At 71.7% G+C, this 23,366-nt stretch carries 15 protein-coding genes; 4 read left to right on the plus strand and 11 right to left on the minus strand.

Annotation, left to right across the window (positions count from 1 at the left end; genetic code table 11):
* Positions 1-95: 95 nt before the first annotated feature.
* Together ABZ923_RS08540 and ABZ923_RS08545 are read right to left on the minus strand one after the other, a co-directional pair.
* A complete protein-coding gene (locus ABZ923_RS08540) occupies positions 96-1,499 on the minus strand; it encodes a hypothetical protein (protein WP_361468524.1) in 1,404 nt (467 codons plus the stop codon).
* A gap of 284 nt (positions 1,500-1,783) precedes the next feature.
* Entirely contained in the window at positions 1,784-6,727 is a 4,944-nt protein-coding gene (locus ABZ923_RS08545) for an NAD-glutamate dehydrogenase (RefSeq protein WP_361468461.1), read from the minus strand.
* 642 nt (positions 6,728-7,369) lie between these two features.
* On the opposite strand from ABZ923_RS08545, the gene ABZ923_RS08550 reads away from it, so the two are divergent.
* Positions 7,370-7,936: a DJ-1/PfpI family protein gene (locus tag ABZ923_RS08550; protein WP_361468464.1), complete on the plus strand. Its 567-nt coding sequence runs from the start codon at positions 7,370-7,372 to the stop codon at positions 7,934-7,936.
* Between the two features lie 21 nt (positions 7,937-7,957).
* Here ABZ923_RS08550 and ABZ923_RS08555 read toward each other — a convergent pair whose 3' ends face one another.
* Both ABZ923_RS08555 and ABZ923_RS08560 read right to left on the minus strand, forming a co-directional pair.
* A complete protein-coding gene (locus ABZ923_RS08555; RefSeq protein WP_361468467.1) occupies positions 7,958-8,626 on the minus strand; it encodes an HAD family hydrolase in 669 nt (222 codons plus the stop codon).
* Positions 8,627-8,683: 57 nt separating this feature from the next.
* A complete protein-coding gene (locus tag ABZ923_RS08560) occupies positions 8,684-9,196 on the minus strand; it encodes a hypothetical protein (RefSeq protein WP_361468470.1) in 513 nt (170 codons plus the stop codon).
* Positions 9,197-9,529: 333 nt separating this feature from the next.
* On the opposite strand from ABZ923_RS08560, the gene ABZ923_RS08565 reads away from it, so the two are divergent.
* Positions 9,530-10,009, plus strand: coding sequence for an Rv3235 family protein (locus tag ABZ923_RS08565; RefSeq protein ID WP_361468473.1), 480 nt, complete (start codon positions 9,530-9,532; stop codon positions 10,007-10,009).
* A gap of 838 nt (positions 10,010-10,847) precedes the next feature.
* On the opposite strand, the gene secA is transcribed toward ABZ923_RS08565, so the two are convergent.
* Positions 10,848-13,658 carry a preprotein translocase subunit SecA gene (gene secA, locus ABZ923_RS08570; RefSeq protein ID WP_361468476.1) on the minus strand — a complete coding sequence of 937 codons (2,811 nt, stop codon included), beginning with the start codon at positions 13,656-13,658 and terminating at the stop codon, positions 10,848-10,850.
* Between the two features lie 253 nt (positions 13,659-13,911).
* Here secA and ABZ923_RS08575 point away from each other — a divergent pair, with 253 nt between their 5' ends.
* Positions 13,912-14,481: a GNAT family N-acetyltransferase gene (locus ABZ923_RS08575; protein ID WP_361468479.1), complete on the plus strand. Its 570-nt coding sequence runs from the start codon at positions 13,912-13,914 to the stop codon at positions 14,479-14,481.
* A 68-nt stretch (positions 14,482-14,549) separates the two neighbouring features.
* Complete coding sequence (locus ABZ923_RS08580; protein ID WP_361468482.1) at positions 14,550-15,725, plus strand: crosslink repair DNA glycosylase YcaQ family protein; 1,176 nt, start codon at positions 14,550-14,552, stop codon at positions 15,723-15,725.
* 23 nt (positions 15,726-15,748) lie between these two features.
* Here the strand turns inward: ABZ923_RS08580 and ABZ923_RS08585 are convergent, their stop codons facing one another.
* The 6 genes from ABZ923_RS08585 to mtrA all read right to left on the minus strand — a co-directional run bounded on the left by ABZ923_RS08585 (position 15,749) and on the right by mtrA (position 23,308).
* On the minus strand, positions 15,749-16,495 hold the full coding sequence (locus ABZ923_RS08585; RefSeq protein ID WP_059249857.1) for a response regulator transcription factor: 747 nt from the start codon (positions 16,493-16,495) through the stop codon (positions 15,749-15,751).
* A 203-nt stretch (positions 16,496-16,698) separates the two neighbouring features.
* A complete protein-coding gene (gene raiA / locus ABZ923_RS08590) occupies positions 16,699-17,391 on the minus strand; it encodes a ribosome-associated translation inhibitor RaiA (RefSeq protein WP_361468485.1) in 693 nt (230 codons plus the stop codon).
* Positions 17,392-17,704: 313 nt separating this feature from the next.
* Positions 17,705-18,568, minus strand: coding sequence for a ComF family protein (locus ABZ923_RS08595; protein WP_361468488.1), 864 nt, complete (start codon positions 18,566-18,568; stop codon positions 17,705-17,707).
* Positions 18,569-18,692: 124 nt separating this feature from the next.
* Positions 18,693-20,525 (minus strand): LpqB family beta-propeller domain-containing protein, encoded by a 1,833-nt coding sequence (locus ABZ923_RS08600; RefSeq protein WP_361468490.1) that lies wholly within the window; start codon positions 20,523-20,525, stop codon positions 18,693-18,695.
* A complete protein-coding gene (mtrB, locus tag ABZ923_RS08605; RefSeq protein ID WP_361468493.1) occupies positions 20,515-22,617 on the minus strand; it encodes an MtrAB system histidine kinase MtrB in 2,103 nt (700 codons plus the stop codon). The genes ABZ923_RS08600 and mtrB overlap by 11 nt, the downstream gene beginning before the upstream one ends.
* Position 22,618: 1 nt before the next feature.
* A complete protein-coding gene (gene mtrA, locus ABZ923_RS08610; RefSeq protein WP_191870552.1) occupies positions 22,619-23,308 on the minus strand; it encodes a two-component system response regulator MtrA in 690 nt (229 codons plus the stop codon).
* Positions 23,309-23,366 lie beyond the last annotated feature (58 nt).

The following is a 23,366-nucleotide window of genomic DNA, read 5'->3' on the forward strand; positions in this document are numbered from 1 at the left end:
CTGCGGGCAGTCGTGCCGCTGGGGCGGCGCCCGTCCCAGAAGAAGCAGCACCCTGCCCGCGCCGGTAAGCGGACCCACCCCCGGCCCCGTGCGGCTCAGGGGAGCACTCGGTACAGGGTCTGGTTGCCTGGGCCCACGGCCACCTTGCGCAACCCCGGTGCCGGGCTGCCTCCGACGACCCACCGCACCCCGTACTCCCGCAGAATCTCCCGCCGTTCGGCCGCCCCCGCCCCCGCGGAGAAGTACCGCTCCACCGCCGCCTCCCGACGCCCCGCATCCGGAAGGAACACATCGGGATACCCCGGCGCCACGGTGTACGGCCCGTACGCGGGGATCTGCCGGGCCGGGAACGTACGGGCCATCACCACATCCCCGTACTTCACCCCGGCCCGCATGATCCACTGATAACCCACCCACGGCGTCCGGTACTTCTCGGCGACCACCCGGGGAAGCGCCTCCCGGTCCACCACGTACCCGAGCGTCCCGGCCTGCGTCCACGCCCCCACCGCCAGCGCGGCGAGCAGCACCCACGCCCACCCCCGCCGCACGGCCCGCCGCCCCGCCGACACCGCCTCCAGCGCGGCCGCGAGCTGCGCCGGGATCAGCGCGGCGGGCAGGGCGCGGCCCCAGGAGTAGTGCCCGGTCAGACCCCCCGCGGCGAACACCAGCACGCCGAGGAGGAAGAAGAGGACCAGCGGGTCCCGGTGGTCCCGCCGCCAGCGCAGGCCCAGCGCCGCCACCCCGAGCAGCACGAGCCCGAACCGTCCGGCCAGGTCCTGGTAGAGCGGCTGGTGGATGGCCTCCAGGTCCGCGCCGACGGAGAACAGCGCGAAGAAGTCGTAGTACGGCCAGAGCCACAGCACCAGCAGCCCCGGAACCAGCCCGGCACCGAGCCGCAGCAGCAGCCCCCGCGCCGGCTTCCCCGCGAGCACCACGGCCAGCCCGCCCAGGGACGCCACGACCCCGGTGAACTGATGGCACAGCAGGATCAGCGCCCACAGCACCCCCAGCCCCGCCCACACCCCCCACGCGGCCTCCGCGCGCACCGCCCGTGTCAGCCAGGCCCAGAAGTGGAAGCTGAGCCCGAGCGCGAACACGCTGGGGTACGCCATCGTCAGGGCAAGGGAGTTCAGCCCGAGGAAGCCGCTCCAGTTGAACAGCACCGGCCCCCAGAGCAGCAGCAGGCTCAGCAGGGCCAGGGCGGGGGCGGCGCGATGGGCGCTGAGCGTGCGAACGTACCGCAGGACCCCGGTCGCCAGCAGCGCCAGCCCGGTGAGCGCGGCCAGCCGCAGCACCACGAAGACGGACAGGCCCGTCAGCTTGGCGACGACGCCGAGCAGCAGCATCCACGGCGAGTAGTAGGGGCTCGGCGTGTCGGCGTCGACCAGCGGGTTGCCGGGGTGCAGCAGGCTGTGCCCGAGGCGCTGGACGGTGGCCGCGTGCATGCCGAGGTCGCCCGCCCACGGCAGGCGGACGACGGCCAGGAGCAGCAGCACCATGACCAGCGCGGCGGCGAGCTGCGGCAGCGTCCGGCCGGCGCGCGGCGCGGAGCCACTCGGCGATGCCGTGGGGCTCACCGGTTCGGTGTCTGACGGCGCGGTGTGCACACCGCCGACCCTATCCGAAGCCCCGCGAAGAGCAGGAAAAGGTAAATACCCCGCAGGTTTCCGGCAAGACGCCGGCAAGAAGCCCGCCAGAAACGCCGGAACGCGAGAATGCGGGAACGCCGGAACGCGACAGGCGCCCCCGGTGTACGGCCGGGGGCGCCTGTCGTGTCGTACGCCTACGAGTGCGTGCGCAGCAGCGTCCGCATCGTCCGCATCGCCACCGACAGGTTGGCGAGGTCGAAGGAGTCGGAGCTGCGGATCTCGTCCAGCGTGGTGCGGGCGCGGCTCAGGATCGCCGCGTTCTTCTGCTCCCAGGCCTTGAAGCGCTGCTCGGGCGTCGAGGTGCCGTTCCCGACGGCCAGGACGTCCGCGGTGAGCGCCGCGTGGGCCGCGTACAGGTCCTCGCGGATCGAGGCGCGGGCCATGGACTGCCAGCGGTCGGCGCGGGGCAGCTCGATGATGCGGTCCATCAGCTGGGTGATGTTCAGCCGGTCGGCGAGGTCGTAGTAGATCTCGGCGACGTCCAGCGGCTCCTTGCCCATGCGGTCGGCCACCGACACGATGTCGAGCGCCGGGAAGGCGGAGGAGAACCCGGCCACGCGGGTGGCGAGTTCGTCCGGGACGCCGGCCGCGGACAGCTCGTCGTACACGTGCTGGTACCACTCCAGGTCCGCGCCGCGCAGCAGCTTCGGCAGCTCCTGCCAGACCCGCTCGACCCGCTCGGCGAAGAACTCGACCGTCTCGGCCAGCTGCAGCGGCTGCGGCCGGTTGTTGAGCAGCCAGCGGGTGCCGCGCTCGACCAGGCGGCGCGAGTGCAGCCGGATCCGGGTCTGGACGGCCGCTTCGACCCTGTTGTCCAGGGCCTCCACCGCGTCCCACACCGGCGCCGAGCAGAAGATCGCGCGGGCCACGGTCTGGGCGCGGACGATCTCCTCCAGGGAGGCCCCGGTCTCCTCGCGCAGCCGGTGCAGATACGTCGTACCGCCCGTGTTGACCGTGTCGTTGACCAGCACGGTCGTGGTGATCTCGCGGCGCAGCGGGTGGTTGTCGATCGCCTCGGCGAACCGCTCGCGCAGCGCCGTCGGGAAGTAGGCGTGCAGCAGACCGCGCAGGTACGGGTCGTCCGGCAGCGAGGTGTCCAGCAGCTCCTCGGCCACCGTGATCTTCGTGTAGGCCAGCACGACGGCCGTCTCCGGGCTGGTCAGGCCCTGGCCGCCGGCGAGGCGCTCGCGGATCTGCCGGTCGGTGGGCAGGAACTCCAGTGCCCGGTCCAGGTGGCCCTCGCGCACCAGGTGGCGGATGAACCGCTGCTGGGCGTGGAGCATGTCCTTGGCCTGGAGGAGCGCGTTGGCCAGGGCGGTGTTCTGCGCGTAGTTGTTGCGCAGGACCAGCGCGCCGACCTCGTCGGTCATCTCGGCGAGCAGCTTGTTGCGCTGCTTGACGGTCATGTCGCCGTCCGCGACCAGGCCGTTCAGCAGGATCTTGATGTTCACCTCGTGGTCGGAGGTGTCCACACCGGCGCTGTTGTCGATCGCGTCGGTGTTGATCTTGCCGCCGAGCATGGCGAACTCGATCCGGCCGAGCTGGGTCAGGCCCAGGTTGCCGCCCTCGCCGACGACCTTGACCCGCAGGTCCCCGCCGTCGACGCGGATCGCGTCGTTGGCCTTGTCGCCGACGTCGGCGTTCGACTCCGCCGACGACTTCACGTACGTACCGATGCCGCCGTTCCACAGCAGGTCCACCGGCGCCTTGAGGATCGCCTTCATCAGGTCCGCCGGGGTCATCTTGGCGACCTTGTCCTCGATGCCGAGGGCCTGGCGGATGTGGCTGTTGAGCGGGATCGCCTTGGCGGTGCGCGGGAAGATCCCGCCGCCCGCCGACAGCAGCTCGGTGTCGTAGTCGGCCCAGCTGGAGCGGGGCAGCTCGAACAGGCGGCGGCGCTCGGCGTAGGAGGTGGCCGCGTCCGGGTGCGGGTCGATGAAGATGTGCCGGTGGTCGAAGGCGGCGACCAGGCGGATGTGCTCGGAGAGCAGCATGCCGTTGCCGAACACGTCACCGGACATGTCACCGATGCCGACGACCGTGAAGTCCTCGGTCTGCGTGTCCACGCCCAGCTCGCGGAAGTGCCGCTTCACGGACTCCCAGGCGCCGCGCGCGGTGATGCCCATGCCCTTGTGGTCGTAGCCGGCCGAGCCGCCGGAGGCGAAGGCGTCGCCGAGCCAGAAGTTGTACTTGTCCGCGACCTCGTTGGCGATGTCGGAGAACGTCGCCGTGCCCTTGTCGGCCGCGACCACCAGGTAGGTGTCGTCGCCGTCGTGCCGGACCACGTCCTGCGGCGGCACGACCTCGCCGGCCACCATGTTGTCGGTGATGTCGAGCAGGGCCGAGATGAACGTCTTGTAGCTGGCGATGCCCTCGGCCAGCCAGGCGTCGCGGTCCACGCCCGGGTCGGGCAGCTGCTTGGCGACGAAGCCGCCCTTGGCGCCGACCGGCACGATGACGGTGTTCTTCACCATCTGCGCCTTGACCAGGCCGAGGATCTCCGTGCGGAAGTCCTCACGCCGGTCCGACCAGCGCAGACCGCCGCGCGCGACCTTGCCGAAGCGCAGGTGCACGCCCTCCACCCGCGGCGAGTACACCCAGATCTCGTACGCCGGGCGCGGGGCGGGCAGGTCCGGGATGGCCTGCGGGTCGAACTTCATGGAGACGTAGTCGTGCGGCTTGCCGCCGAGCCCCTCCTGGAAGAAGTTCGTGCGCAGGGTCGCCTTGATGACGGTCAGGAAGGAGCGCAGGATGCGGTCCTCGTCCAGGCTGGCCACCTGCTCCAGGGCCGCGTCCAGCTCTTCCAGCAGGGCGTCGGTGATCTCCAGGCCGGCCTTCTGCCGGTCCGGGGACATCCGCGCCTCGAAGAGGGAGACGAGCAGCCGGGTGGTGTGGACGTTGTTGCGGAGGGTGTCCTCCATGTAGTCCTGCGAGAAGGTCGAGCCGGCCTGCCGCAGGTACTTGGCGTAGGCGCGCAGCACCATCGCCTGCCGCCAGGTCAGCCCGGCGCTCAGCACCAGGGCGTTGAAGCCGTCGTTCTCCGCCTTGCCGGTCCAGGTCGCGGCGAAGGCCTCCTGGAACCGCTCGCGGCCGTCGTCGCCGAGGTAGTCGCCGTTGCCGCCGCCGAGCGACTTCGGCATGCGCAGACCGAAGTCGTAGATCCAGGCGGTGGTGCGGTCCGCGCAGCGCAGCTCGTACGGCCGCTCGTCCGTGACCTCGACGCCGAGCCGGCTCAGCACCGGCAGCACCTTGGAGAGGGAGACCGTGCCGCCCTTCTGGTAGATCTTGAAGCGGCGCTCGTCGGGCGCGGCGCCCACCGGTTCGTACAGGCTGAGCGAGAAGGCCTTGTCCTCGCTCAGCTGCTCCAGGTGGACCAGGTCGGCGACCGCGGCACGCGGGCTGTGGTCGGCCTTGTAGCCCTCGGGGAAGGCGTGGTTGTAGCGGCGCAGCACCTCGGCCGCGCGCTCCTCGCCGCACTCGGCGGTCAGCGCCTCGGCGAACGCGTCGGCCCAGGAGCGGGCCGCCTCGACCAGGCGGGCCTCGATGCGCTCCTTGTCGTTGTCCGACAGCTCGGGCAGCTCGGTGCCCTGCGGGACGCGGACGACGAAGTGCAGCCGGGACAGGATCGACTCGGTGTTCCAGGCGGTGAAGTCGACGCTGGTGCCGCCCAGCTCCTCCTTCAGGATGTCGATGATCCGCAGCCGGACGCCGGTGGTGTAGCGGTCGCGCGGGAGGTAGACGAGGGCCGAGTAGTAGCGGCCGTACTCGTCCTGGCGCAGGTACAGCCGCAGCCGGCGACGCTCCTGCAGGTAGAGCACGCTGGTGACGATGGACTGCAGCTCGGCGACCGGGGTCTGGAACAGCTCGTCGCGCGGGTAGGTCTCCATGATCTGGAGCAGGTCGCGGCCGTCGTGGCTGTGGGGCGAGAAACCGGCGCGGCCGAGCACCTCGTCGACCTTGCGGCGGATCACCGGGACCCGGCGCACGGACTCGGTGTACGCGGCGGAGGAGAACAGTCCGAGGAAGCGCCGCTCGCCGACGACGTTGCCGTCCGCGTCGAACTTCTTGACGCCGATGTAGTCCAGGTACGACGGCCGGTGCACGGTGGCCCGGCTGTTGGCCTTGGTCAGCACCAGCAGCTTGTGCTCGCGGGCCTTGGCGCGGGCGTCGGCCGGGAGCCGCTCGAAGGAGGGGCTGACCGGGTGCTGGTCCTCCTGGGCGTGGTGCGGGTCCGAACGCAGTATGCCGAGCCCGGTGCCGGGCACGGCGGCGAGCGTGTCGTCCTCGCGCAGCTGGTACTCGCGGTAGCCGAGGAAGGTGAAGTGGTCGTCGGCCAGCCAGCGCAGCAGCTCACGGGCCTCCTCGACCTCGGCCCCGGGCAGGTCGCCGGGGGCGGGCTCGTCGCTCAGGCCGTCGGCGAGCCGGGTCGCCGTGGTCCGCATCTTCTCCCAGTCCTCGACGGCCTCGCGGACGTCGGACAGGATGCGCAGCAGGTCGGCGGAGATCTGCTTCAGGTCGGCGCGGTCGGTCTCCCGGTCGATCTCGACGTGGATCCAGGACTCGACGTGCGCGTCGTGCGGGAGGTCTCCGGCGGGCGGGGTCGGCAGCACCTCGATCAGCTTGCCGGTCAGATCCCGCCGGACCACGAACTGCGGGTGGATGACGACGTGGATGCCGCGCCCCTGCCGGGTCAGCTCATTGGTGACCGAGTCCACGAGGAAGGGCATGTCGTCGGTGACGACCTCCACCACGGTGTGGCTGCAGGTCCACCCGTTCTCCTCCACGGTCGGGGTGTGCACCCGGACGTTCGCGGTGCCCTGCGGGCGGGTCTCGGCGAGACGGTGGTGCGAGACCGCGGCGCCGAAGACGTCGACCGGGTCGCGGTCGGCGAGGTCTTCCGGGGCGGTGTGCAGGTAGTAACGCTGGAGGAACGCGAGCACGGATGCGCTGTCCGGGGTGCCGGGGGTGCCCTCGCTCGTCGTCCCGGTCGGTAGGTGCCCCCCGACCGGGCTGTTCTCAGCTACCCGGGCGGCCCTTTCGAGCAGCTCGGCCTTGGCTTCGTCCAGCTTGGTCTGCATTGTCCTCTGGCTCCTGTCGCGCGCCGTTGCGTGACGTAGAAGGAAGTACGGTCTCTTTCCCTCCGGCTCGACGCCACGGCCCGGGGTGTCCGGTCCGATCCGACGCTATGCCGCGAGGTGAGATGAGCGGGGGGTATTCGGCCAATCTCGGCACGCCCGTCGACTGTGACGCTGCCCTCGGCACCGCCGTGTCCCGGAGCGTCCTCGGCGTCCTGGGAGCGTCGGCGCTCCCGTCCCGCCCGCGAAGACCAGCGACCGCCGCCCGGTCACGGAGGTGTTCCGTGCAACCCGGGCGCAGGGCAGGAGCAGGATCGCCCCCGCGAGCTATCGCGCTGATCACGCCACAAGGCTATCGCCACTTACCCCGGGGCCGTCATGAGCCGTATGTGTACAAAACCGAGGGGTGAAGTTTGACGTTCTGCACAGCGGCGGGGTGGGCGTCGGTGGCGTATCCGAGCGCAGGTGCCGCACACCCGGTGCCGGCGCCGGGTGCGCAGCGGCCGGACTTCGGTCACCCGCTCGCGTCCCCGCGCCCGCGGCGGCACCCTGAGAAACAACCGGGCCCTCTTGGCAAGCGCGCCCGGCGGGGGCACGGTGCCCAGAGTCCCACCCGCCGCCCGGAGTACGACCGGAGGAGCCGACATGCCCACCAAGATCCTCATCGTCACCGGCGACGCAGCGGAGTCCCTGGAGGTCCTCTACCCCTACCAGCGGCTGCTGGAGGAGGGCTACGAGGTCCACGTCGCGGCCCCCACCCGCAAGACCCTCCGCTTCGTCGTCCACGACTTCGAACCCGGCTACGACACCTACACCGAGAAGCCCGGCTACACCTGGCCCGCCGACCTGGCCTTCTCCGAGGTCGACCCGGGCGACTACGCGGCCCTCGTCATCCCCGGCGGCCGGGCCCCCGAGTACCTGCGCAACGACGCCGAACTCCGCAAGATCCTCAAGGCCTTCTTCGACGCGGACAAGCCGGTCGCCCAGATCTGCCACGGCCCGCTGCTGACCGCCGCGATCGACTCCCTCCGGGGCCGCCGGGTCACGGCCTACCCCGCGCTGGAGCCGGACATGCAGTCGGCCGGAGCGGGCTTCCAGGACACCGAGGCGGTCGTCGACGGCACCCTCGTCTCCTCCCGCGCCTGGCCGGACCACCCGGCGTGGATGCGGGAGTTCCTGAAGGTGCTGCGCTCCAAGGCCCCGGCGAGCTGAGGTCTCCGGAAGAGCCGCGGGCTACGCCGCCATCCGCCACGCCTCGGCCACCGCGTCGGCCAGCGTGTCCACCACCGGCACGCCCACGTGCTCCAGGCTCTCCCGGCTGTGCGAGCCCCCGCTGTACAGCACGGCCTGCGCCCCCACGTACCGCGCGGCGACCGCGTCGTCCGCCGCGTCCCCGATCACCACGGTCCGCTCCGGCGCCACCGACCCCGCCAGCGCCTCCAGATGCCGCACCATGTGCTCGGCCTTGCTGCCCCCGGACGGCCCCGTACGCCCGTCGACCCGTATGAAGTGCGCCTCGATCCCGAAGCCCCGCACGAGCGGCACCAGTTCCTCGTGCCCGTACATGCTCAGCAGCGACTGGCTGTGCCCCGCCGACCGCCACCCCAGGAGCAGTTCCTCGGCCCCCTCGGTCAGCCCGCACCGCACCCGGTGCTCGGCGTAGTACCGGTGGAAGACCCCGTCCATCAGCTCCCACTCGGCGTCGCTGGGCAGCCGGCCGAGCAGCCGCTCGTAGAACTTCGGCACCGGCACGCAGTACAGCGTCCGGTACTGCTCCAGCGTGATCGGCGCGAGCCCCAGCTCGGCGAAGGCCGCGTTCGTCGCCCCGATGATCGCGTCATTGTCGTGGAACAGCGTCCCGTTCCAGTCCCAGACGATGTGCGCGCTTCCGTGCATCCCCATGTCCAAGACCGTACCCGCCCCCACCGACAATGAAGACGCCGCCCGGATCGGACCAGTTCAGGCCAGGCCGACGAGGTTGGGGATCTCCTGCGTGGCGTACCACAGCAGCTCGTGGTCGTCCGCCCCGTCCACGGCGGACTGCGCGTCGTCGTCCCCGCCGTCCGCCGCCTCCAGCGCGTCCGCCGCCGCGGCCACGTCCGGCTCCGCGTCCTCGGCGTCGACGTGCACGGCGGCCGCCTTCGCGAGCGGCACCGCCGTCGTCACGGTGACCTCGCCGAGGGCCGACGGTTCCAGCCCGCGGTCCGGGTCGGCGCTCGCGGCGCGGTCGGGCACGTCCACGGCGACCACGACCCGGCGCCGTACCGCGTCCGGGTCCGCCGCCAGCAGCCGCAGCGAGGCCAGCGCGGCCCGGCTGAGCGCCGCGTACTCCAGCTCCTCGATGTCCTCGGAGAGGTACCACTCGCGGAGCGCGGGTGTGACGGCGTACGCGACGAGGGGGCCGCTCCCCAGCTCCCCCGTCTTGTGCGCCTCGGCGAGAGCGGGGAGGGTCAGGGGGACGTAGACGCGCATGCTGGCCGCTCTTTCCTGTTCCTGGTCGAAGGCTCCGCTGGGCCCCGGGGAGGGCGGCTGGCGCGTCTCCCGAAGGGCCTTCAGGATACGTGCGGCCGTCCCCTTTCGAGTCCCTGCCCACCCCCGTGGAAGCGTCGACTCCGGGCCCGGGATTCACCCTCTCCGCCCGCTTGGCCACGGGCCTGCGGGCATCCCGCGTCCCTCGGATAGGTGAACCTCGCGGCCCCTCCCCCGTCGGCCGCGCCTTCCTTGCCGGCGTCTCCCGCACCCCGTACAAGATCCCCACCAGCTAGTTACCGCCCGGTATCCCGGGCCCGCCGAACGGGGACCCCCATGAACAAGGTCATGAGCCGTACCGCCCAGTCCCGCCCGCGGCACCGCCCGCCGACCCGCCGCGACTCCCGCCGGCCCGGCGGCGCCCCGCCCCGCACGCCCAGCCGGCCGGCGGCCGCACGACCGGAGACGGCCCGTACGCTGCCCGGAGCGGCCCTGCGGCAGCCCCGGCCCACCGACCTCTTCGCCGAGCGCCTGCTGGCCGTCCTGAGCGGCCAGCGCCCCGTCCACTGGATGCTCCGCCACACGGCGGGCCGCGCCTATGACGACCTGGCCCGGCTCGCCGAACGCAGCCCCCTGCGCACCCTCGGGCCCCGCCCCTTCGTCCACGACATCGGCTACTTCGTCCCCAGCGAGGGCACGCTGGAGGTCTTCGCCCGCATCGCCGCCGGCGACCGACTCCGCGCCATGGCCTTCCGCCTGGAACGCGGCAAGGACCTCCGCTGGCGCTGCACAGCAGTGGAAACGGGCCCGTCGTGACACCGGGGCCGCCCGCCGGTGGGGCGCGGGCATGGGTGGGCGCCGGGGCACCGGTCGAGTGCGGGCACCGGCGTGCGCCGGGGGCGCCGGCCGAGTACGGGCACGGGCGTGCGCCGGGGCGCTGGTCGGACGCGGACCCGAGCGGGCGCCAGGGCGCCGGTCGAGTGCGGACCCCGGTGTGCGCCCGGACGCCGGTCGAGGCGCGGGCATGAGCGGGCGCCAGGGCGCCGGTCGAGTACGGGCACAGGCGTGCGCCGGGGGGCGCCGGCCGAGTACGGGCACAGGCGTGCGCCGGGGGCGCCGGCCGAGTACGGGCACAGGCGTGCGCCGGGGGCGTCGGCCGAGTACGGGCACAGGCGTGCGCCGGGGGCGCCGGCCGAGTACGGGCACAGGCGTCGCCGGGGCGCCGGTCGAGCGCGGGCATGAGCGGGCGCCAGGGCGCCGGTGAGGCGCGGGCATGAGCGTGCGCCAGGGCACCGGTCGAGCGCGGGCACGGGCGTGCGCCCGGGCGCCGGTCGGGCATGGACCCGAGCGGGCGCCGGGGCGGCGGTCGGGCGCGGACCCGAGCGGGCGCCGGAGCGCCGGTCGGGCGCGGACCCGAACGGGCGCCGGAGCGCCGGTCGGACGCGGACCCGAACGGGCGCCGCGGCGCCGGTTGAGCCCGGACCCAAGTGTGCGCCGGGGCGCCCGGTCGGGCGCGGGCGCGTCGTGGTCGGGCGCGACGTTCCCCGCGCCCCCGGGGAGCCGGCCCCGCCGTCGGCCGAGGAGTGTCCCACCGGCAATGCGGAAGGGCCGGGCTCCCGAAAGGAAACCCGGCCCTTCTCACGCAGCGCCTGCGTTACTTCTTACGGCGGCGTCCGCCCTTGGCCTGTCGCCGCCGCTCCGCGCGCGTCAGCCCGTCGGACTCGGACCGCACCGGCTCCTCGTCCTCCAGGTCACGCTCGACGATGCCGCCCTCGCCGTCCACCGTCGGCGCCGAGAAGTGCAGATCCCGCCGCTGCGGAACGTCCAGCCCCTTCGCGCGGATCTCGGGACGCGCGCCCGCCTGCGCCGGGACGGTGTCCTGCACGCCCTCGCCCACCGGCTCGGCTTCCTCGACCGGGACCTCCTCGACCTGCTGCTCGACCTGGACCTCCAGGTTGAACAGGTAGCCGACGGACTCCTCCTTGATGCCGTCCATCATCGCGGTGAACATGTCGAAGCCCTCGCGCTGGTACTCGACCAACGGGTCCTTCTGCGCCATCGCGCGCAGGCCGATGCCCTCCTGGAGGTAGTCCATCTCGTAGAGGTGCTCGCGCCACTTGCGGTCCAGGACCGACAGCACGACCCGGCGCTCCAGCTCACGCATGATCTCGGAGCCGAGCTGCGCCTCGCGGGCCTCGTACTGCTCGTGGATGTCCTCCTTGATGGACTCCTCGATGAACTCCGCGGTCAGACCGGCCCGGTCGCCGGCCGCCTCCTCCAGCTCCTCGATGGTGACCTTCACCGGGTACAGCTGCCGGAAGGCGCCCCACAGCCGGTCCAGGTCCCAGTCCTCGGGGAAGCCCTCGGAGGTCTCGGCACGGACGTAGGCCTCGATCGTGTCGTCCATGAAGTGCCGGATCTGCTCGTGCAGGTCCTCGCCCTCCAGCACGCGCCGGCGCTCGCCGTAGATGACCTCGCGCTGCCGGTTGAGCACCTCGTCGTACTTCAGGACGTTCTTGCGGGTCTCGAAGTTCTGCGTCTCGACCTGGGCCTGCGCGGACGCGATCGCGCGCGTGACCATCTTGTTCTCGATCGGCACGTCGTCGGGCACGTTGGCCATCGACATCACGCGCTCGACCATCTGGGCCTTGAACAGGCGCATCAGGTCGTCACCGAGGGAGAGGTAGAAACGGGACTCGCCCGGGTCGCCCTGACGGCCGGAACGACCGCGCAGCTGGTTGTCGATCCGCCGCGACTCGTGCCGCTCGGTGCCGAGGACGTAGAGCCCGCCGAGCTGCTCGACTTCGTCCTTCTCCGCCTTGACGGCCTGCTCGGCCTTCTCCAGGGCGGCGGGCAGCGCCGCGGCCCACTCCTCGATGTGCTCCTCGGGGTCGAGGCCGCGCTGGCGCAGCTCCGCCTCGGCGAGGTCCTCGGGGTTGCCGCCGAGCTTGATGTCCGTACCACGGCCGGCCATGTTGGTGGCCACCGTCACGGCGCCCTTGCGGCCGGCCTGGGCGACGATCTGCGCCTCGCGCTCGTGGTGCTTGGCGTTCAGCACCTCGTGCTGGATGCCGCGCTTGCTGAGCTGCTGCGAGAGGTACTCCGACTTCTCGACGGAGGTCGTGCCGACGAGGATCGGCTGGCCCTTCTCGTGCTTCTCGGCGATGTCGTCGACGACCGCCTCGAACTTGGCCACCTCGGTGCGGTAGATCAGGTCCGACTGGTCCTTGCGGACCATCGGCTTGTTGGTCGGGATCGGGACCACGCCGAGCTTGTAGATCTGGTGGAACTCGGCGGCCTCGGTCATCGCCGTACCGGTCATGCCGGAGAGCTTCTTGTAGAGGCGGAAGAAGTTCTGCAGGGTGATCGTGGCGAGCGTCTGGTTCTCGTCCTTGATGTCCACCCCTTCCTTCGCCTCGATCGCCTGGTGCATGCCCTCGTTGTAGCGGCGGCCGGCGAGGATACGGCCGGTGTGCTCGTCGACGATCATGACTTCGCCGTCGATGACGACGTAGTCCTTGTCCTTCTTGAAGAGCTCCTTCGCCTTGATGGCGTTGTTCAGGTAGCCCACCAGCGGCGTGTTCACCGACTCGTAGAGGTTGTCGATGCCCAGCCAGTCCTCGACCTTGGCGACGCCGGACTCGTGGATGGCGACCGTGCGCTTCTTCTCGTCGACGTCGTAGTCGCCGGTCTCCTCGACGCCCTTGAGCGGGTTGCCGGCCTCGCCGCGCTTGAGGCGGGTGACCAGCTTGGCGAAGTCGCCGTACCACTTGGTGGCCTGGTCGGCCGGACCGGAGATGATCAGCGGCGTACGGGCCTCGTCGATGAGGATGGAGTCGACCTCGTCGACGATGGCGAAGTTGTGGCCGCGCTGCACCAGTTCGTCCTTCGACCACGCCATGTTGTCGCGCAGGTAGTCGAAGCCGAACTCGTTGTTCGTGCCGTACGTGATGTCGCACGCGTACTGCTCGCGGCGCTGGGCCGGCGTCATGTTGGCGAGGATGCAGCCGACGTTCAGGCCCAGGAACTTGTGGACGCGGCCCATCATCTCGGAGTCGCGCTCGGCCAGGTAGTCGTTGACCGTGATGAGGTGGACGCCGTCCCCGGACAGGGCGTTCAGATACGCGGGCAGCGTGCCGACGAGGGTCTTGCCCTCACCGGTCTTCATCTCCGCCACGTAGCCGAGGTGGAGCGCGGCGCCACCCATCAGCTGCACGTCGTAGTGCCGCTGGCCGAGGACGCGCTTGGCGGCCTCGCGCACCGTGGCGAATGCTTCGGGGAGCAGGTCGTCCAGGCTCTCACCGTCGGCGTAGCGCTGCCTGTACTCCTCGGTGAGGGCCCGCAGCTCGGCGTCGGAGAGGTCGACGAAGTCCTCTTCGATGGAGTTGACCTGGTCCGCGATGCGGTGCAGCTTGCGCAGGATCTTGCCTTCGCCTGCACGCATGATCTTCGAGAGGACGGACACGGGGGCTGGTCTCCTTGCCGGTCGGGCCTGGGACGGTCGGTTTTCCTTCTGACGTACTGAGCAACGGCCATCGTATGCGAGGACCCGGCTGTGCCGGGAGGCCTGGCGGCCCGACGGCTGCTTCACCCTGGACAACGGGCGGTCCATCCGGATAGTGCCGCACCGGCGCAAGGAATTACGCGAAAAGTGATCACACGCTCACGCATCGCGAAAATCCATGGCCCCGGACGGGCGACCCGAGCAGAATCGGGCGATGGAACCCGTCACGCTCACCACGGACCGCCTCGTGCTGCGCACGGTCGGCCCCGCCGACACCGACGCGGTGTACGCGGCCGCGCAGGACCCCGACATCCAGCGCTGGACGACGGTCCCCTCGCCCTACCTGCCCGAGCACGCGATCGGCTTCACCGAGCAGATCGTCCCCGAGGGCTGGGCGCAGGGGTCGATGTTCACCTTCGGCGTCTTCCGCGCCGGCGAGGAGCTGGCCGCCATGCTGGCCCTCACCATGCGCTCGCTGGGCACGGCCGAGGTCGGCTTCTGGGCGGCCAAGGAGCACCGCGGCCGCGGGTATGTCGTGGAGGCCACGCTCACCGCCTGCCGGTGGATCTTCACCGAGGTCGGTGTCGACCGTGTCGAATGGCGGGCCGAGGTCGGCAACCACGCCTCGCGCGCGGTGGCGGAACGCGCGGGCTTCACCGTCGAGGGCACCCTGCGCTCCGGCATCAACAACAAAGGGGTGCGCCGGGACTGCTGGGTCGGCTCCCTGCTCCCCTCGGACCTCGGCCTGCCCTCGACGGCCCCGTACCTGCCCGCGCGTGCCTGAGCCCGGCCCGCTGTGCTGAATTCCCAGCTCGCCACGGGCTGTCAGTGGCACCCTCTATCGTCCGACGCATGACGACCCTTCCGCGCCCCACCACCACCCTCACCGCGGACGACGCCCGCCGGATCGCTCTGCGGGCCCAGGGCCTGCTCGGCGCGCCCGACCGGCGCGCGGGCGTCCGCGGGGTGCTGCGCCACCTCGGCGCGGTGCAGCTCGACACGATCTCCGTCCTGGCCCGCTCCCACGAGCTCGTGCCGTACGCCCGGCTGGGCGCGGTCGGCCGCAAGGCCGTGGAGGCCGCGTACTGGACGGACGCCCACGCCTTCGAGTACTGGTCGCACGCCGCCTGCATCCTCCCCATCGAGGAGTGGCCGCACTTCGCCTTCCGCCGCCGCGCCTACCGCGACCGCCCCCACTGGCACCACGAACTCCCCGACGGCGCCTACGACCAGGTCATCAAGCAGCTGCGCACGGAGGGCCCGCTGACCGCCACGGAGCTGGGCGGCGCGAAGAAGACGAACGACTGGTGGGACTGGTCGGGCACGAAGGTCGCCGTGGAGCGCGCGCTGATGTACGGCGAGGTGGTGTGCGTGGAGCGGCGCGGCTGGAAGCGGGTGTACGACCTCGCCGAGCGCGCCGTCCCGGACGCGCTGCTGCACGACGAGCTGGACGACACCGAGTGCCTGCGCCGTCTGGTCCGGCTGGCGGGCGAGTCGCTGGGCGTCGGCACGCGCGCGGACATCGCCGACTACCACCGTCTCAAGGCCGAGCAGGTCGACGCGGTGATCGCGGACTCGGGGCTGGTGCCGGTCGAGGTCGAGGGCTGGGGCCGGCCGGCCTGGGCGGACCCGGCGGCCCTGGCGACGCCTCCGCGCGGCCGGCACCGCACCACGCTGCTGTCGCCGTTCGACTCGCTGATCTGGGAGCGGGCGCGCACCGAGCGGATCTTCGGCTTCACCCACCGGCTGGAGGCGTACGTCCCCAAGCCCAAGCGGGTCCACGGCTACTTCGCGATGCCGGTGCTCGCCGGCGGCCGGCTGGTCGGGCGTGTCGACCCGGCCCGGGAGGGCCGCACGCTGGTGGCCAAGCAGGTCACCCTGGACGGCCCGAAGGCGGTCCGGGCGGTCGCCCAGGCCCTGGTCGAGGCGGCGACCTGGGTGGACTGCACGAACGTCCGCGTCGAGCGTGTGGACGCGCCCGAGCTGCGCGAGCCCCTCACCCGGGAACTCGCCGGTCTCCTCGGATAGGCGCCGCCGGATCGGTCTGGGCGCTAGCGGATCTCGAGGATCTTCTCCCGCATCGCGTAGACCACGGCCTCCATGCGGGAGTGCAGCTGCAGCTTCTCCAGGATGTTGCGGACGTGGTTCTTCACGGTGTTCTCCGAGATGAACAACTCTTTGGCGATGTCCCGGTTGTTCATGCCCGTGGCGACCAGTTTGAGGACTTCCAGCTCCCGGTCGGTCAGCCGGGGCGCGGGCACCAGCCGGCGTTCGTCGGTGCGCTGGATCATCGACTTGAACTCGGTGAGGAGTTTCGACGCCATCGAGGGGCTGATCTGCGACTGTCCGTCGGCCACCGCGCGAATGGCGGTGGCCACCTCGTCGGTCGAGATCTCCTTGAGGAGGTATCCGGTCGCGCCCGCCTTGATCGCGTCGTAGAGGTCGGCCTCCTCGTCGCTGATCGTCAACATGATGATCTTGGCGCTGGGGGCGACCTCCTTGATGGAGGTGCAGGCCTCGATCCCGCCGCGCTTGGGCATGCGGACGTCCATCAGCACGATGTCGGGCAGCAGGTCGGCGGCCTTGTCGACGGCCTCGGCCCCGTCGCCCGCCTCGCCGACGACCTGGATGTCCTCCTCGGCCGCGAGCACGATCTCCAGTCCGCGCCGGAAGAGGGCGTGGTCGTCCACGACCAGGACCCTGATCGGCTCCTTGCGCGACGGGCCCGCGTCCGGGCCCATGCCGATGACATCGTCGTCGGCGTCCCCGTCCCGCATCGGTCCGAAGGTGTCCGCCATCGTTCCTCCCCCTGAAGGCTGTGGCCTGTGGTCCTGTGCCATCGCCAACCCAAGGCAGCGGCCCACCGGTTGGGCCGGTGCGGCCATGATTTCATGCCCGGACGACACGGAGGTGACGTGCGGGGCGCGAAGTGGTCGCACACCGGTGCCCCTGGGGGCGCACACGCGCTCCAGGGGCACCGGCTCAGCTTCAGCCGGGCGGGTCAGCCGCCCAGCGTGCCACCCGCCGCGGGGGCCTGCGCCTCGGTGACCATCGGGTCCGTGCTGAGGTGGATCACGCCGTAGTCGTAGGCGTGTCGCCGGTAGACGACGCTCGGTTCCTTCGTCTCGGAGTCGACGAACAAGTAGAAGTCGTGGCCGACCAGTTCCATCTCGTAGAGGGCCTGGTCGAGGCTCATCGGAGCGGCGACGTGCGTCTTCTCGCGGACGATGAGGGGTCCTTCGCCCTTGACCTCCAGCGAGCCGATCTTCTTGGTCGGCACTCCGTCCGTCTCCTCGTCATGAACGGGGAGGCCGTTGCCGTTCAGGGTCGCCGCGTCCGGGACGTGGTCGGGGACCTCTGCCGCCGAGATCCGGCGCGCGCCTCGGCGCGAGAACCGCTTGTCGTGCTGTTTGCGCAGCCGGGCGTCCAGTTTCTCCGCCGCCAGGTCGAGTGCCGCGTACGGGTCGCTGGCCGCCGCCTCCGCCCGGATCACCGGACCGCGGGAGCGGAGCGTGATCTCCACTCGGTCACAGCGGTCGGCCTGTCGGGGGTTCGGCTCCTTGGACACCTCGACGTCGAGGCTGATCACCTTGGCATCGAGCCTCTGGATCTTCTCCAGCTTCAGCTTCTCGGCCACGTGCTTGCGGAACCGCTCGGGCACCTCGGTCTTGCGGCCTTTGACGACGATGTCCACGCAGAACTCCGTTCCCGGATCGCTCCGCTGCCTCGGCGGAGCATCTCCCTTTCGCACCAGGTCCGGTGATCACCGGACCTCGGACTCGGTGACTTCCACCTCCTCCTCCCCCATGGGCGAGATCTGCACCCCACCGGTGCGGGTGATTGCGGAAAAACCCGCAGCACGGCATTCGGATATGCGAGGCCTGGCCTGCGCCTTTCCTCACACCCGAACATATCTCGCCCGGACGGATGTCGTCACCCTCTACTGCGGCGTACCTCCGTTCAGGTGAATTGCGGCTCTCACCACCTGCAACGATGCAAGTTGACGTTCAGTTCCTGTTTATTTCGAAAGAATCGCGAGGAGCGGCGATCACTGCGGCACGGAGCATCCTGCCGACGGCGTTCGGGACCGCCTTTTCCGGTGCACTGTGCACCCACTCGCTCCTCTCCTGTCGTTCACTGGTCCGTCGTTCCTCCCTACCTTCCCGAGTTATCGCCTCATACACGACCGTTCCGCGATCCGGCCGGTACAGCTCGGCCTCCCGCAAGGCCCTCGCCGCCTCGGCGAGACTGGCTCCCGTCGTCATCAGGTCGTCGACGAGCACCACACGGCCCGCGCCGAGCAGCCGGCCGCCGCCCGGGCTCACCTCCAGCGCCCCGGCGAGGTTCTCCAGGCGCTGCCGGGCGTCCAGCCCCGCCTGGTCCGCCACGGCCCGCCGCTGCCGCAGCACGGCCGTCACCCGGGCGGGTACCCCGGTGCGCCGCAGCTCCCCGGCCGCCGCGAGCGCCATCCGCCGCACCGGATCGTGCCCACGCGCCCGCACGGCCCACCGGGCGGACGGCACGGGAACCAGCAGCACGGGCCCGCGCCCCGGCGAACCACCCGCGCCGGCACCGCCTTCGCCGAGGCCTGCCCCAACGGCCCCCGCCAGTGCCCTGCCCAGCACTCCCGCGAGGACCAGCGCGCCGCGCTCCTTGTGCGCGAGCAGCAGCGCGCGCACCTCCGCCGCGTAGGGAGCCACCGCGTGCACCACCGGCAGTCCGGCCGGCTCCGGCACCGGCCGCACCCGCCGGGGCACCCCCGCGTCGAGCGTGGTCCGGCACCGCGCGCAGAGCACCGTACGAGGTGCACCGCAGCCCGCGCAGTCGGCCGGCAGCACCAGGTCGGTGAGGTCCTGCCACCACCCCCGCATGACCACCACTGTGCCAACGCCGCCGCCGGCCGGCCACCCCTGTGGACAACGCCCTGTGGACAACTCGGGGCACCGCCCCACGGCTACGGCGGGAGCACGGCTGCCGGCCCCACGGATCCGGCGGTCAGCCCGGATAGACCGGCGCGGTCCCGTCCTTGTCGACCTTCTGCCACTGGGCCCCGGACGGCAGCCGTACGATGCCGTCCTCCGAGTAGGCCACCAGCGGCACCCGCTCGTCCTCGGACGCGGCGATCGCCTTGACGCTGGTGAGCGCGCCCGGCGCCGGACCGTCGAGCGTGGAGCCGTCGACCTGGACGTACCGCATCTGCTGCACGCCGCCCTGCTCCTGCCCGACGACGAGCAGCCTGCTGTCCCCGGCCCAGGAGATGGCGCTGACCTGCTCCAGGTCCGGCGCCGCTGACCGCAGTCCGTCGACCGAGATGCCCTGCCCGGTCCCGTCCTCACGCTGGATCCGGCCGATGAACAGGGACTGCTTGCCGTCCTTCGCCACGACCAGCGCGATCCGCGCCCCGTCCGCGGCCACCCGGACGTCCTCGATCCGGCCGGGCAGATCGGGCAGGGCCACCTGTTCCGACTTGGTGACGCCCTGCTCCAGCACGAACAGCCCCGGCCGGTGCGGGTCACGGTCGGCCACCCACAGATCGCCGCGCGCGTCCCAGCTCGGCGTGGTCAGCCGCTCGGCGGGGGTCGGACCGTCACTGGTCACCGGCGGCTCGCCGAGCGAACCGCCCGACGCCAGCGACGTCACGTACAGCGACCTGCCCTCGTCGCCGACCCCGGCCGCGGCGTGCTCGTCCCGCGACACCGCGAGCGACTGCAGCCCCTTGCCGCCCTCGCCCAGCGGACCGGGCACCGGAACGGACCCGGTGCCGGTGCTCCCGGCCTGCATCCGTACCGCCCGGTGCTTGCCGTCGAGGAAGTACAGGTACTCGGGGCGCTTGGTCGAACCGTGCCAGGCGGCCGACTCGGCGCGCTCCTCGGTCAGTTCGCACAGCCGGTCGCCGCCGGTGCCGCGCAGTTCGACGGACTCCAGCGTCGGCGCCAGGTTCCGCAGGGTGAACATCACCTGCGTCGCCATCTCGGTGCACTTGCTCGAGGCGACCTGCGACGGCTTGAGGTTCAGCGGCACCGTCAGCCTGTTCTGGTCGTCCGGTGCCAGCCCGGACTCGCCCTTCTGCAGCGTCGTACCGGTGGGGAAGCTGGACCTGACCACCGGCCTGAGCCAGGCGGTGGGCCCGTTCAGCAGCGAGCGGACCATCTGGGTCATCGGGTCGACCTTGCTGCGCACGAACACCGGGTCGGCGACCGCCACCGGCTGTCCGCTCGCCCCGACCGCCGTGTTGGAGGCGAAGTAGTACTTGTCGACGGACGTGTAGTTCCGCTGGAAGTCCGACTTGCCCATGACGACGCCGTCGGGCAGCCCGTCGATGCGCCACTGCCCGCTCTTGGGGTTCTTCGTGAGGTGCAGCTTCTTGCGGTAGGAGCCGTCCGCTGGCTGGTAGGCCTGCTGGTCGTCGACCGTGGCGACCCGGGTGCCGGCCAGCACGCAGGTGACGCTGCCAGCCTCCTCCCGGCCGCCCGGGCGGCAGTCGGTCTCGATGGTCGGCCCGTTCGCGAGGACGGTGGTCGACCGCTCCGGCCGCCACTTGCCCGCCGCGTCGGCCGTCAGGTACTTGCGCGCCGTGTCGTACCCCGGGTCGTCGCTGGTCAGGGCCTCCAGGAAGCCCTGCATGATCTCGCCTGGACCGGCGCCGTCGGCCGGCGGCATGGCGAACACGCGCACGCCGGTGTCCTGCCGCGGCGTGGACTCCACGTCCCGCAGGTCGCCGCTGTCGGGCATCGAGGCACAACCGGCCAGCAGTACGACACCCAAGGCGGCGTACGCCACCGCGCGCGCCGCCCGCCGCCGTGCGCCCCCCATGCGGTCAGCGGCCACGAAAAGCCTCCCCTGGCTCGGTCGAATCCTTCGGCGTGGCCGTGTCCGGCCGGTCCCCGCCCGCCTCCGGCGCCGGACGCGCGGCGGGCCCGTCACCCGGACGCCGGGCGGCGCCGCCGCCGGGCCGGGGCACCACGCGCGCGCCGTTGCCGTTGCCCGGCAGGGCGGTCGGGTCGGCGGCGGGGGTCGCGGAGGACAGTCGCGGCGCGATCGGCGTCCTCGGCGGCAGCGCGGGCGCCTGCGCACCGGCGTGCTGCACCGGGACGGTCGCCCGCTTCTCCTCGCCCCCGCGGGCCGTGCCGGCGTCGGCCAGGCCGCGGTTGCGGCGGGAGTCCTTGGGCTCCAGCGGTATCGGCGAGCCCCGCAGCGGCTCGTCCGCGGTCCTCGGCAGCGTCAGCCGGAACTGGGAGCCGCCGCCCGGCTCGCCCCAGGCCTGCAGCCAGCCGCCGTGCAGCCGCGCGTCCTCCAGGGCGATGGACAGCCCGAGGCCGGTGCCGCCGGTGGTACGCGCGCGTGCCGGGTCGGCCCGCCAGAAACGGCTGAAGACGCGGGTCGCCTCGCCGGGCTTCAGCCCGACGCCGTAGTCCCGCACCGCGACGGCCACGGCCCCGCCCGCCGCGGCGAGCTTGACCACGACGTCCTTGCCCTCGCCGTGCTCGACGGCGTTCACGACCAGGTTGCGCAGGACGCGCTCCACGCGCCGGGCGTCCGCCTCGGCGACGACGGGCTGCTGGTCGCCGACCACCCGTATGTGCGTGCCCTTGCGCTCGGCGAGCGGTTCGGCACCGCTCACCACTCGCCGGACGACCTCCCTGAGGTCGATCGGCTCAGCCTCCAGCGCCGCCGCGCCGGCGTCGAAACGGCTGATCTCCAGCAGGTCCGCGAGCAGCGACTCGAACCGGTCCAGCTGGTCGGCGAGCAGCTCGGCCGACCGCGAGGTCACCGGGTCGAAGTCCTCACGCGCCTCGTGGATGACGTCGGCGGCCATGCGGACGGTGGTCAGCGGAGTACGCAGCTCGTGGGAGACGTCGGAGACGAACCGCCGCTGCATCCGCGACAGGTCCTCCAACTGCTGGATCTTGACCTGCAGGTTCTGCGCCATCTTGTTGAAGGCCTCGCCGAGACGGGCGATGTCGTCCTCGCCGGTGACCTTCATCCGCTCCTGCAGCCGCCCGGCGGACAGCCGCTCCGCGATCCCGGCCGCCATCCGCACCGGCGTGACGACCTGCCGCACCACCAGCCAGGCGATGGCGCCGAGCAGGACCACGACGAACAGCCCGGCCGTGGCGAGGGTGCCCTTGACCAGGCTCAGGGACTTCTCCTCCTGCGTGAGCGGGAAGAGGAAGTACAGCTCGTACGGGCGGCCGTTGGGGTCGTTGACCTGCTTGCCGATGGCGAGGCCCGGCTGCGATTCCTTGCCGCCGTCGTACACGATCCGCGTGTTGCTCTGGACGGCCGTCGTACCGCTGTTGACCCGCTCGCGCAGGGCCGCGGGCACGCTGGAGGTCGGGTTGACGTTCCCGGAGCCGCGCGGACTGCGTCCGCCGCCGCTGTCGTCGCCCACGGGCAGCGTCACCACCTCGAAGGCGCCCGCGCCACCGCTGGACAGCGACTCCACGAGATCGCTCATCCACGGGATGACGGTCTCCGACTGCCGTCCGTCCGCGGTCGACGTCCCGTCACCGGTGGCCGCACCGGTGCCGGCGGCCGCCTCGTCGGCCTTCTGCTTGGCCACCGAGAACCCGCCCGTGGCCTGGCTCTGCGACGCCTTCACCTTCGCGTCCAGCAGGCCGTTGCGCACCTGCCCGATCACGACGAAGCCCAGCAGCAGGACGACACCCAGCGACATCAGCAGGGTGGTGGCGACGACCCTGAGCTGGATGTTGCGCCGCCACAGCCGCATCACCGGCAGCAGCGGACGGCGCACCCAGCGCAGGAACAGCCGCAGCACCGGACTGCCCTGGACCCCGCCGTTCAGCAGCCCGCCGTGGAACAGGGCCCGCAGGCGCGCACCCGCCGCCGGCCGGCCGACAGGCCGCTCCGGACGGGCCCCGGAACCGCCGGGGGCCGAAGCGGCACTGTCCCCGGACATGTCAGCTCGGTCCGGCCTTGTAACCGACACCACGGACGGTCACCACGATCTCCGGCCGCTCCGGGTCCTTCTCGACCTTGGAGCGCAGCCGCTGGACGTGCACGTTGACGAGCCGCGTGTCGGCCGCGTGCCGGTAGCCCCACACCTGCTCGAGCAGCACCTCGCGGGTGAACACCTGCCACGGCTTGCGTGCGAGCGCGACCAGCAGGTCGAACTCCAGCGGCGTCAGCGCTATCGACTGCCCGTCCCGCTTCACCGAGTGCCCGGCCACATCGATGACCAGGTCACCGATGGTGAGCTGCTCCGGCGCCGGCTCCTCCGACCTGCGCAGGCGCGCCCGGATCCGGGCCACCAGCTCCTTCGGCTTGAACGGCTTGACGATGTAGTCGTCGGCGCCCGACTCCAGACCCACGACGACGTCGACGGTGTCGCTCTTGGCCGTGAGCATCACGATCGGCACCCCGGACTCCGCCCGGATCAGCCGGCAGACCTCGATGCCGTCCCGTCCGGGCAGCATCAGGTCGAGCAGCACCAAGTCGGGCTTGGTCTCACGGAAAGCGGCCAGCGCCTTGTCGCCGTCGGCTACGAAAGACGGCTCAAAACCTTCACCACGCAGCACGATCCCGAGCATCTCGGCCAGTGCTGTGTCGTCGTCGACGACAAGGACTCGTCCCTTCATAAACGACATCATCCCATTCTCGTAACAGTGACAGAGGCGCTGGTGAGCGAGGTCACTGGCCGGTGACGAT

This window comes from Streptomyces sp. NPDC046881 (assembly GCF_040645015.1).
In the GTDB taxonomy this organism is placed as follows: domain Bacteria; phylum Actinomycetota; class Actinomycetes; order Streptomycetales; family Streptomycetaceae; genus Streptomyces.